The 11,672-nt window shown below is 70.0% G+C and carries 6 protein-coding genes; 1 reads left to right on the forward strand and 5 read right to left on the reverse strand.

The genetic code is table 11. The features are described 5' to 3' along the window. The first annotated feature begins 593 nt into the window (after window positions 1–593). On the forward strand, window positions 594–2,981 hold the full coding sequence (locus E4099_RS20790) for a DEAD/DEAH box helicase (RefSeq protein ID WP_135340606.1): 2,388 nt from the start codon (window positions 594–596) through the stop codon (window positions 2,979–2,981). A 144-nt stretch (window positions 2,982–3,125) separates the two neighbouring features. Here E4099_RS20790 and E4099_RS33690 read toward each other — a convergent pair whose 3' ends face one another. The 5 genes from E4099_RS33690 to E4099_RS20810 all read right to left on the reverse strand — a co-directional run bounded on the left by E4099_RS33690 (window position 3,126) and on the right by E4099_RS20810 (window position 11,520). Further along, window positions 3,126–3,545: a hypothetical protein gene (locus tag E4099_RS33690; RefSeq protein WP_209446676.1), complete on the reverse strand. Its 420-nt coding sequence runs from the start codon at window positions 3,543–3,545 to the stop codon at window positions 3,126–3,128. A gap of 376 nt (window positions 3,546–3,921) precedes the next feature. Then, complete coding sequence (locus E4099_RS33110) at window positions 3,922–4,059, reverse strand: hypothetical protein (protein WP_167828437.1); 138 nt, start codon at window positions 4,057–4,059, stop codon at window positions 3,922–3,924. Between the two features lie 841 nt (window positions 4,060–4,900). Next, on the reverse strand, window positions 4,901–5,485 hold the full coding sequence (locus tag E4099_RS20800; protein WP_135340607.1) for a hypothetical protein: 585 nt from the start codon (window positions 5,483–5,485) through the stop codon (window positions 4,901–4,903). A 223-nt stretch (window positions 5,486–5,708) separates the two neighbouring features. Then, complete coding sequence (locus E4099_RS20805) at window positions 5,709–7,001, reverse strand: hypothetical protein (protein ID WP_135340608.1); 1,293 nt, start codon at window positions 6,999–7,001, stop codon at window positions 5,709–5,711. A gap of 187 nt (window positions 7,002–7,188) precedes the next feature. Further along, a complete protein-coding gene (locus E4099_RS20810) occupies window positions 7,189–11,520 on the reverse strand; it encodes a DUF3560 domain-containing protein (RefSeq protein ID WP_135340609.1) in 4,332 nt (1,443 codons plus the stop codon). Between the last annotated feature and the right edge of the window lie 152 nt (window positions 11,521–11,672).

Here is an 11,672-nt window from a genome sequence, read left to right on the forward strand (position 1 = left end):
GACTACCACCGAGATCTACACTTATGCGATCGTCGGCAGCGTCAGATGTGTATAAGAGACAGGTGAAAGGCTCCGCTGACGCTCCGCCAAATTCCCGCGCAAGCGCGGGAATTGAATTCCGCGAGCGGAATTCCTAAACGCGTGTCAATTCGCGCAAGCGCGAATTGAGGACACCCGCGCAAGCGCGGGTGTCTGGGCTGGCAGCAAGGGGGTGCATTGCGCGCGGGCCTGTATAGGGCTTGGGGTTACTGCCTAATACCCCCGCAACGGGAGTGACGGACCGTCGGTCTGACGGGGTGTCGGCCCCACCGCAGTGACGGGCTCCGCTGCGCTCCACCCTGACGCCCCCTCAACTCCCGAAACCGTCCGCTCACGTTCACCAATACCCCGCAAGCATACCCTATGAACCTTGCGCACGGGGCGGGATTCAGCCAAGTATCAGCCTACAGGGGGAAGCTATCGCGGGGATGATGCATCACGGGTGCTGACTGTGTAGAGTCTGGGACCAGACACCATCACCCCGGCCCGCCAGTCGCCGCGCCGGACTCTCATTCCGATTACGCGCCTCATTCCGCGAAAAGGAGAACACGGGAATGGCCGTGAAACTGCGTGAACACCAGATTGAGGCCGTATCCGCAATTGTTCGCGGCCTCGATATCCCGCCGGGCGGCATTCCTTGGAATGGCCTGCGCGGGCAGGTGCACGCCGCGTGTGGCACGGGAAAGACCATTATCGCGGCAGCTTCCGCGAAGAAGATTGTGCCCCGGGGCCGCGTTCTCGTTGTGGTGCCGACGCTGGACCTCCTGGCGCAGACCGTGAAGGCGTGGCACGACGCCGGACACAAGGGGCCGGCGGTCATGGTGTGCTCGCCGCTGGACGATCCGGAGCTGTGGCACCTGGGTGTCAGGTGCACCACCAACCCCGTGCGGCTCGCTTTGTGGCACGGGACGGGGCCGGTGACCATCTACGCCACCTACGCGTCGCTGGGCGTGCTCACGGAGGCGTTCGAGGGCGTCTACGGCCAGCAGCTCGCCCCGATGGACCTCGCGGTGGTCGATGAGGCGCACAGGACGTCCGGCTCGATGGGTAAGGCGTGGGCGGACATCCACGACCAGACGAAGATCCCGGCGCACCGTCGGCTGTACCTGACGGCGACGCCCCGGATCTGGCAGGAGCGGCCTCCGCACTGGGAGGTCGCGGAGGGGGTTCGGGACGCGCTGCCGCGTGAGATGGCGGCCTCCATGGACGACGAAGCCGTCTTCGGGCCCGTGCTCTACAAGCTCTCGCTGGCGTCGGCCGTGTCACGCAAGCTGCTGGCGCGGTACCAGATCATCGTCCTGGAGCTCCAGGACCCGGTCGTCACGCCCGAGCGGCTGATGGGCGAGGACCGACACACCGAGGAGGTCCGCGGGCAGCGCCTCGGGGCGCTCCAGGCCGCGCTGCTGCACACCATGGCGCAGCACAACCTCCAGACGTGCATCACCTTCCACCACCGGACCATAGAGGCCGCGGCGTACGCGGAGGGCCTGGAGCGCGTGGCCAAGCGGCTGCACGCCGACCGGCCCGAGAAGTACCCCTCCGAGATCTGGGCGGACTGGCTGTGCGGCGAGCACGTCCCAGAACGCCGGCGGGACGTGCTCGGCAAGTTCGGGACCACCGCCCGGCGGGCCGTGCTCTCCAACTGCCGCGTCCTGGGCGAGGGCGTGGACATCCGGGCCGTGGACTCCGTGGCCCTGCTGGATCCCAAGGGCGCGCCGCACGACATCGTGCAGGCCATTGGCCGGGCTCTCCGTCAAAAGCCGGGGGAGGGAAAGCTTGCCTCTTTGATCGTTCCGGTATTCCTTCAGCCCGGTGAGCAACCGGAGGACATGTTTACCTCGGGCTCGTATCGGCCCTTGGTGAAGGTACTGGAGGGTCTGCGCGCTCACGACGAAGAGGCAATCGAGCTGCTTGCGATCCCTCAGGAGCCGCAGAAGGACATCGCGCAGCCGTCCGAGTACATTGGCACTCCGCCCGAGGAAGGCGAGGAAGAATCCCGTCTCCTGCTTCGGTTTGCCGCACCGCGTGACCCGGTGATGGTCGCCGACTGGGTCAGCTTCAACGTGATCGACACGGAGCGGCAGGACTGGGCGCGCGGCTGGGCGAAGCTCAAGGCGTACGTCGAGCGGGTCGGGAACGCGCGAGTGCCGTACGGACATCGGGAGGGTGCGACACCCCTTGGGCAGTGGGTGGCGGAGCAGCGGCGGGCCTACGCAGCTGGGGAGATGAGCGGGCAGCGTGCGCAGCGGCTGGAGAAGCTGGGCATGGTCTGGTCGGTCGCTGATGAGCGGTTCCAGGAGAACCTTCAGGCCGCCAAGGCGTACTACGACGAGCACTGGACGCTGTGTGCGCCCCGGTCCGCGACGGCTCTCGACCGACCGGTGGGGCAGTGGCTGTCCAATCTCCGCCGCCCTGGTGCGCTGGATGACCGCCCGGAGTGGAAGGCCGCGCTGGAGGCCGTGGACGAGCACTGGAACCCCGAGTGGCCGGCGGACTGGCAGCGGCACTACGCCGCCGTGCGCGAGCTGGTGGCCGACGCGGATCAGGCCGACGTGCTTCCCGGTGTCACCGTGCACGGCATGGACGTTGGCAAGTGGCTGGCCAAGCAGCGCCAGCACACGGTCTGGGCGGGGCTGATCGAGCGACAGCGCGAGCTCCTGGAGGCGATCGGCGTGACCCCCCTGCCGCCGGAGCAGGAGACGCCCGCCAAGGCCCCCAAGACGGCTGCGAGCGCCTTCGAGCGGGGCGTGGCGGCCCTAGCGCAATACAAGGCCCGCACGGGCGCTGTGAAGGTCCCCAGGGCCCACGTGGAGCGGCTGGAGGACGGCACAGAAGTCAAGCTCGGGGTGTTTCTGAGCAACAGCAAGAGCAGGCGCGCGAAGCTGAGCGCGGACAAGCTCCAGGCGCTGGCCGCGCTCGGGCTGGAGTGGGCGTCCGCCTGACGCTCGGACACGTGGTCAGGCACACCGCCGGAGCCAGCCGGCACCGACTGCCCCGACCCGGATACAGTGCATGCGGCAGTGCCCCCGACCCGCTCCCTGGGCCGGGGGCACTGCCGCGTGCGCCGCCGTCCTGCGACTGAGTGATCACCCGTTCGGCGGCGGCCCGGACGGACTGTCAACGACATCCGCAGCCTTGCGATTCTTCGCCTTGGCGGACAGGACCGACGGGGCGGGATCACCCACCGGCAGCAAGGTCTGCGTGCCACCGATCGCGGCAGCCAGCCGATCCGCGGGCAGTAGCTCCAGGGCATGCTCCGAGCCGGCTAGCAAGTCCAGCGTCGACATGCCCCAGTGGGTGGCCAGCTTGTCGCAGTCGTCCAGCGTCCAGCGCGCCGTCCCCGCCTGCCGCCGGACCACTCCCGTCCGGCTCACTCCGACGACGGCCGCGATGTCGATGGGCCGCTCCCCGGTGTTCCGCAGCAGCGCCTCGACCGTGTCTCGCAGCACCTCTTCGGTGCTGCGCTTACGCTTCATCTTGGGCTTCGCCATGGGTTTCTTCACCATGACCCCACCCTAGTGCGAAAAACGCACTCTTGGTGCGTTTTTCGCACACTCCCCTGGTTAGGGCCTTGCAAAGGCGCCCCCCGTTACGGCTGTGTGTGCCGATCCTGGAGGGATAGCGAGGAACGACGTGGCGGCGGTTCGCCACCGCCTGCCGGTCGGCCCGCGGCACTCAGCGGCTGCACACCTGGCCGTAACGGCCGGTCGCACCCGCCACACACGCCCCGACGTTACGGATCCGCGTGAGGGGTCTGCCCGACTAACCCACGGCCAGCACCCCGAGGAGGACCTTGAGCAGCACCGGGCCACCAGAACCTCGTAGTCCGGCCCGCGGTAGCCGGACCCGCGGACTGCCGAGGCGCCACGCGCCCGCGGGGAATCAGGCCGGACGGATACCGCGGAGGGCCACCCGGAGCCTTCGGCCGGCAGGCGTGTCGGGTACCTTGACCCGCCCGGGATCCATCGCGGCGAGCCGGGCCAGCAGCGCGGCCTGGTCGTGGCCGCGCAGGCGTGCCACCTTCAGACGGTAGAGCGCCCGGTAGAGCGCCTGAGAGATCCCTGAGGCGTGCCCGTCAACGAAGGGGGTTGCCGCCCCCAGCAACTCCTCCACTGGGTCCGGCACCCGGTCGGCGGCCCGGTCAGCGACCCGGCGGCGGTACGCCCGCTGCCGGCACGCGCCACCGCAGTATGCAGAATCCGCACGCCCTGACGTAACGGGCTGCCCGCACCCGCCGCACGGGCGACCCGAACCCTGGCCCCCGTTACGGATGCGCGTGAGGGATGTCCGGCACGCCCGGGAGCACGTCACCCCTCGCAGCAGCGATTCCGCTCGCCGTACCACCACCAGACCACAGGCGATACACGGGGTGGGCGGCAACAACTCGCCCCGGCCGGCCAACTCCGCCCACCACGCCCTACTCGTCTGCCGCGCGGCGAGCGGGCGGGACAGCCCGGTGACCGGGTCCGGGGCGCCGCTGGCGTAACAGGAGGTGCAGACCAACAACTGCCGCGGAAACCAGCGTCGCCCCAACCGCAACCCCCCGGTCACCAGATAGGCGGGACCGCCATCCAAGTCAGCCGCGCACATGACGCAGAGACGAGGCCGAGAACCCTCACGCATAGCCATAACGAGCCCAACGACCCGCACGCGGATCCGTAACGGGCACAGGCGCAGCGGATGAAGGCGCCCGCGGATCACATCGGATCGGCCGGGGCGCCGAGGACGAGCCGTGACCAGCTTGGACAGCCTGCGCATGGCAGTGCCCCCGGCCCGCTCCCTGGGCCGGGGGAACTGCTGCACTCTCTGCCGTCCTACGGCTGAGAGCAGATCAGAGGGCTTCCGGCGCGCCCCTGATCAGTCACCAGCCAAGGCCGCAAGACAGTGGCTCGCCAGGGTAGGCACAACAGCCGTGCTGGACGTGGGCCATGACGCGCAGGAATGACTCACATTCGCTTACCGACATCGGGCGCCGTTCGATGAGCGGGAACACGACGCACTGATCGGGGTGCCTTTGGGCGGCGCGGGCGTCCTCAGCGTCGATATACCGCACGCCATCGCTGCTGCCGTCTGTGATGCGAATCGCGATCCAATCCGGGATGCACCCCCGAGGGGCGCCGCAATGACGGTTGACCTCTTCTGCCATGCGGTGGGCGGCCATGGTAATGCCGTGCTCCCAAATGGCGAAATACGCTGCGCGTCCGTGGCTGACGGCGGGATAGGTCAGGATCTTGATCGACTCAGACGCCTCTTGGCGGGCGCGCTCCAGATCGTCCCACTGGGCTTCTTGCTCTTCTGGGTGGTCGGCCTGCCGCTCCACGTGCAGCACTCGCCGCTGCGCAATTCGGTCCCTGCGGAAGTAGTCGGCGCCGCTAGTGAACGCGCCCTCATCGTCAACGACGACGAAGTACTCAGCGGTGCGCTTTTCAAGATCCACAGTGGTCATGGGAGTTTCCGTTCGGTGAGGTGTTTTGGTGTCGGGTCATGGGCCTGGTGTCGACCTGCATGCACATCTCGCGTGGGGCGCGCGGCCGGCGTGGCGGCCGGTGCAGCCGCGCCCGCGCAGCAGGTGCTGCGGCGCGGGGGCGCGGGCTCTGCTGGGCGCTTACCTCTGCTGGTGCTGTGTTCCAGCACTGCCGCGCAGGGCGTACCCGGTGGCGGGTTGCTCGTCAGAAGACGTCCAGCGTTTCAGCGAGGGCCGCGGTTGCAGCGACTCCGCCGCTGTTCAGTTCCGGGTGGCGTTCGACCTCGGCTCGTGCGGCGTCGCGCGCCTCGTGGATAGAGGTATGCCCGGAGGTGACCAGGACGGCCGGTCCGCGGTCGGGGTACTGCTCCACGCTGTATGTGCCATCGGGGGCCTGATATGTCGCAAGGGATGCGCCCTGGTGGCGAAATGGCCACGTTGAGCCAGGGATTCGGGGGGCCTTCTTCTTGGATCCCTTGGGGCGTGTGGCGGGCGGTTCCGCTGGGCGCGCTGGGGCCGTGGCGGAGAGTTGCTGGCCCGTGCTGGGGTCCCCGGCCGGACTGTCGGCGGCCGTCACTTCTGCCTGCTCCTGGTGGTCCGGCTCGGGGGTGAAGATCCGCTTGGGCTTGGCGGCGACGCGTGTGCGGATGCTGCGCTGCCGGGCTTGGGGGGACTGGCGCGGCACCCTTCTGGGACCGGTGAGGCGAGGGCTGGGGGCCGGACCTCCCTGCGTTTTGAGGGCCGACGGCACGGCCGCGGCCGGGGCGGGTGGCGTGACGTTCGGCTGCGCACCGCCGTCGTCTCCCCAGGTGTCGAGGGTACTCGGGTCACTAGTGGCGTCTGGGAACCCCATGGGCGTTGCGGACGGGGCCGGGGCGGGCTTCGGCTCGGTGAGGGGCTCGCCATGGTGCGCCGCCATCGCGTGCTCGTAGGCGGTGGTCACCGCCAGCGCAACCGCGTGGGGCATGTTGCGCAATTCCATCGATGTCTTGCCGGAATAGATTTTGGCCGTGAATTCACGTCCCCCGCGGTGGCTGAAGATTTCACAGGTGTAGGGGGTGGCCTTCACCGTGGCGCCGTGGGCGAACAGTTGGCCCAATTTCTGACCCTTTTCTTCCAAAGCGGCTCGGGCCGAGTCCTTTTCCTGGTTGTACGCGCGCACAGCGTCCAGGGTTTGCATGTAGCGACCCATGACCCGCTCGGACTGGATTTGCCGAGCAATCTTCACAGCACCTTTGTCGATTGCCGCGGTGGCCTCAATCCGCTCGTCCTTACGGAAACAGCGGTCGGTATCCGGGTAGCAGGCCCAAATACTCACACGCTCCGGGTCCCGGTCACGACCGTTCGAGTCCCACCCGTTGGGGATTCCGGAGACGCCCAACCGGCGGCCGTCGGCGTGGGAGAGGCGTAGGTGTGCGCCGTCGAACACCACGGTCCACTCTGCGCCGAGTTCGCCGCAGACCTGGCTAGCGAGAGCACGAATAGCAGGGTTTAGCATATTTGATCTCCTTTTTGGCATAGCGGAACCACCGTGCGGGTTCCTGCTGGTGTTCCGGTCTCCGGGTGAGTCCGGGGAGGGCATCGGTGCGCTACTCAGCGGGCGGACGGGGCAACCCGCCCGCCCTGACGGGCTGCTGCCGAGGGTGCGGGGTGCAGCGGCAAGGTCGATCCCGCTGGACGCCGCGCTATGTGATCAGGGCGTAGCCATGCCGTCCGGTCTCTGGCTGTTCGGCACTGGTCGCCAGGGCCGCCCCGCCCTGTGCTGCGCGGCGGCCGATCCATGCCATGCCCGCAAGCACGGCGCCGCTCACCGCGCCCGCCACGGGTGCGCCGAGCACCGCGAGCACCAGGAGGGCGAGTAGCGCTGGGCCGTACAGGCCAGCCAGCCGCTGGACAGGGTGCTTCGGGCGCCCGAACGGCTGCGGCATCTGCCACACCCGCGCCGCTTCGACCAGCTGCTCCCTGTCCGGGGCGATGTACGGCGGGGCGATGGTGCGGGCGGGCGGCTGGTACGGCACCGCGACCGGCGCCGGCGCGGGTGCTGGCGCAAGAGCCGGGCGGACCGGCGCGGCAGGGAGTGCTGCGCGGGTGGGGGCGGTGGTTGCCGCTGGTCGGTAGAGCCGGGCGACGTACGCCCGGGTGGGTGCCTCCCAGTCCACGCCCAGGACTCGGCCGATCACCCGGGCGGCGACCATCGGGCACACCACGTCGGCGGCCTGCTGTGCCAGGTGGCGCACCCCACGCCCCCGGCCCACGTGCGTCCACGGGTAGGCGGCGTCGAATCCGACCAGCCGACCAATCTCGGGCTGAGTCAGCTTGAGCCCGTCGGCCTCCCGCTGCCACCCGTATGCCGTGGCGGTGACGCAGATACCCGGGGTGTCGGCGTTGAAGTCGCCCCCGCCCTTGGGCCTACCGGTCGCGGGGTCGATCCGCCGATTGCCGCGTGTCTTGACCCTGTGGCCCTTGTCCCAGCCCAGGGCCTCCGCGAACGTCACCACCGGCAGCGGGTTGGCGGGCTCGGCCGCCGGGAGGGGGGCGGCGGATCGGTGCATGGTCATGAACCGCCGCTTCCGGCGGGTCGGCGCGCCGTGGTCGGCCGCCTCCAGTACCTCCGAGAGGGTCTGTCCCCACCCGGCCTGTCGGAACTCGGTGAACAGCGCCTCTTCGATCTGCTGGGGCAGCGCGCTGGACTGCTCCACGGCAACCCACTGGAGGGCGCCGCCCCGGCACAGCATGGCGAGTGGCCAGATGGCCACCTCAGCCATCAGTCCGGCCCGCTCGTCGTCCAGCGCGGTCAGCGGGGCGCGCACCTCTTCCCAGGTGTCGCCGCTGCGCGGGGCATAGCCGGTCGGTGCCCCGTGCACCGCCAGGAACCCGGCCGCCGCGCCCACGCCCCGAATCACGTCGCAGATCAGGGCGATGGCCGCCGCGTAGCGGCCTTTCCGGAGGCCACCGGGGCTGTATGGCTGGCACGGGGGACTCAGGACAACGCCTGTCACCTCGCGTAGGGCGGGGTGCTCAGGGTCCAGCGCCGTCACATCGCCGTGGACCATGTAGAAGCCGGCTGCCCGTGCGGTGGCCACCGCGCCGCCGTCCAGGTCGATTCCGACCATGTCCGCGTCTGCGCCGAGCACGTCACGGATGCCCACCGACCAGCCGCCCGGCCCGTGGCAGATGTGCAGGATTCGGGGCCGGTCCGCGCGGAACAACCAGCGCACCGGGTAGGGGGCCGCGTACCACGTCAACAGGTCCCGTGTGGCTTCGTCCAGCAGCGCCACGCCCTCGCCGTGGGGGCCGATCGCCCCGGAGTCCTCCAGGCGCCCGAGGGTGAACGCTACCCGCTCCCCCTTGGCCTCCCGGGCGAGTTCCTCCGCCCGCGCCCGGTCGCCCTCCATGAGGGCGTGGGCGCATTCCTGGGCTCGCAGCATGGCGTCGAACGCCCACTCCGCCGCGTCGTCCATGTCCGTGTGTTCCTCGGCGAACTGGTGCAGCACCGCCTGCACGCGGCAGCACTCCATGTAGGCGGGGTGACCGGCCGCGTACACTCGCGCCTCGGCGTCCGCCGCTTCCTGCTCCTGGTCGGCGCCTTCCCTCTCGGCCTGGGCGAGGGTGGCCCCGAGGGCGGCTGGTGCGGCCGGGGCGGGGACGCCGGGCACGGCACCGCCCTCCCCTTCCCACCCGTCCACGCCGCCCGGGTCGCTCACCGTGTCAGCCAGAGCGGACGTCCGCTCCGCTCCGGCCGGCGAGTCCTCCCCCCGGACTTCTGTCGTGTCGGCGTCCGGCTGGACGTCCCGCGGGTCGACCGGGATCGGCTCGCCGGCGAGCGCGGCTCGCATCTGCTCCGCGGACATACGGCCCGTGACGCCGTCGCTGTACTTCGCGGTGTAGGTGTGGACGCCCATACGTCCGGCGGCCTGCGCCGCGGCCCGGGTGACCACACGGCACCCGCCCACGCTGCCGACCGCCCCGCCGTCAAACTCCGCGAGAATGTGCGGGATCGTCACCGACTGCGCGTTGACGCGGGTCACCTCGTACCAGGTGCCGCGGTACCGGGCGTAGTCGCCCTTCACGAAGTCGGACTTCCCCCACACCTTGAAGCCGCGCCGCTCCGCCTCCTTGATGACCTCCGCCCAGTACGTCAGTTCCTCGTCGTACTCGGCCACCAGGTGGTCAAGCTCCGCGCGCCGCGCTTCGCTCGGTTCCTTGCGCCACACGTCAGCCTTACGGCCGCGGTCATCGACGCCGTCACGCTCGCGCAGCACCCTGCGCCGCTCCGCCTCCAACGTCTCGATCCGGCGCAGGGTACGGCCCGGGTTCTTCCGGTACCGCTCGTATGCCGCCGCTGCCGCCGCACGGTTCGCCCAGTACCCGGCCCGCTTGCCTTCCGCAATGCTCTTGCGCATCTGGTTGTGCATGCGCTCCTGATCACGGCGAGCCCCCTCTTCGGAGTGGTGTCCAACCAAAATGGGCTGGCCCATCCAAAAGCGTTCGCTGATCTTGTCGGACGCGTCCCGCGCGGCCTGCGCGGCACCCGCCGCACGCCCGGCCCGCTCCTCGAACCGTTCCGCGCGCTCCTCCGCAGCGCCGACGCGTGCGGCCTCCCGCTCCTCAAATGACATGGTCTCTTCGATGACCTCGACGCACGACCAGCCCAGCGCGCGCACCGCAGCCACGGCCCGGCCGATCTTCCAACGGTCGGCGGACTTGTAGCGGCTGCCCCGAATGAAGATCCCCGGGGTTCGCCGGTAGGTCCAGCCAAGCGGCTTCAACGCCTCCCACACGCCGTCGCCCTTGCTGGAACCCTCGATGATCGTGCCGTCCTCGTGGGTGTGGCGGATGACGATATCCGCCGTCTCTTCCGTGGCCGTCTCGGCCGCCGCCTCGACCGTGGCCGTCTTGGCGGCGCCGGGGTCGGCCTGCGCGGCCTCCTCCTCCTGGACGCCGGTCTCGATGATGGCGCCGTGACCGGTGTTGGCGCGGCTGCAATTCCAGTGCTGCGGGCGGCACGCCTCCCTATACAGGGTGGTTTCCGGGTGCCGCTCCCGCCCGCACGTCTCGCACACCTCGGCCGCCTTCTCCTCGGCCGCCGTCTCCGGCGCCGGCTCGACAGCAGCGGCCTTCGCTGCCCGCGCCTCGGCCTGTGCCTCACGTCGCAACTCTGCGCGGCTCTTCGGCTGCTTGGCCTCCCACTGCTCCAAGTCCCGGCCGCACGGCCACGCGTGACGGCACCAGCCGTCAGGGCTGCAAGTTCCGGGCTTGCGCTCTTCGTATCCCTCGGCCGTCACCGGCTGTGCGTGCACCCCTGCCAGTACCTCGGCAAACCGGCCATCGTCGGCAACGAAGTCCCAGTCCGTGCCGCGCTCGCCCGGGTCTGCGGTCCAGTGCAGGCCCCACCGCGTGCCGTGGGTGCGCTCATCACTGCACACTGCCGCCGCGTCCCGACGCGGCAGCCACCACAGCACCCGCGCGCGGGTCGATGCGTGACCGGAGGACACCAGGAAGCACGCGACCATGTCCCCGGGGGTGGTCGGGTCCCGCTCCTCCGCCGTCTCGGTCTCGGCCGTGTCGGCGTCGACGTTGACGGCCAGGGCGCCGCCCTCGCCCTCCCATCCGTCCACGTTGCCCGGGTCCGACACACCGGCGGGCGCGGGGGCGCTCTCCGGACGGACCGCATCCGGTGCGGCCGTGACGTGCGCCTGCCGTGCCGCGCGTTCGTAGTCGGGCAGCGTCACATAGCCGGTGTAGACGTGCCCGCCCAGTTCGACCCCGGACCGCTGCTGATCGAACGTCCAGCGCCTAGTGCCCTCTGCCTGAGTCCAGATCAGGGACAGCACCACGAGACCCATCCCGCCGTTGAGCTTGTCATGCATCCAACCGGTGCACTCCGCTTCCCACACGCCGGTGAGGGTGTCGGCCTCGAACTCGACCGATCCGGCGCGCAGAGCGACCGACCATCCCAGCGATTCCGCGAGTTTGGCGAACTTGACCATGGCCGAGGGGGCGCCCTTACGGCCCACGGTGGCCGTGTCCCATTGCCCGTAGGCGTTGTGCCACCACTCACGGTCAAGGGCGACCGACGCGACCGGCGTAATGCGTGCCTGCCACGAGGGAACCGGCGCCGCCTCAACCGCCGGCGCCGGGGCGTCGACAGCGACCGGCGGGGCGGGGG

Source organism: Streptomyces palmae (assembly GCF_004684805.1).
In the GTDB taxonomy this organism is placed as follows: domain Bacteria; phylum Actinomycetota; class Actinomycetes; order Streptomycetales; family Streptomycetaceae; genus Streptomyces; species Streptomyces palmae.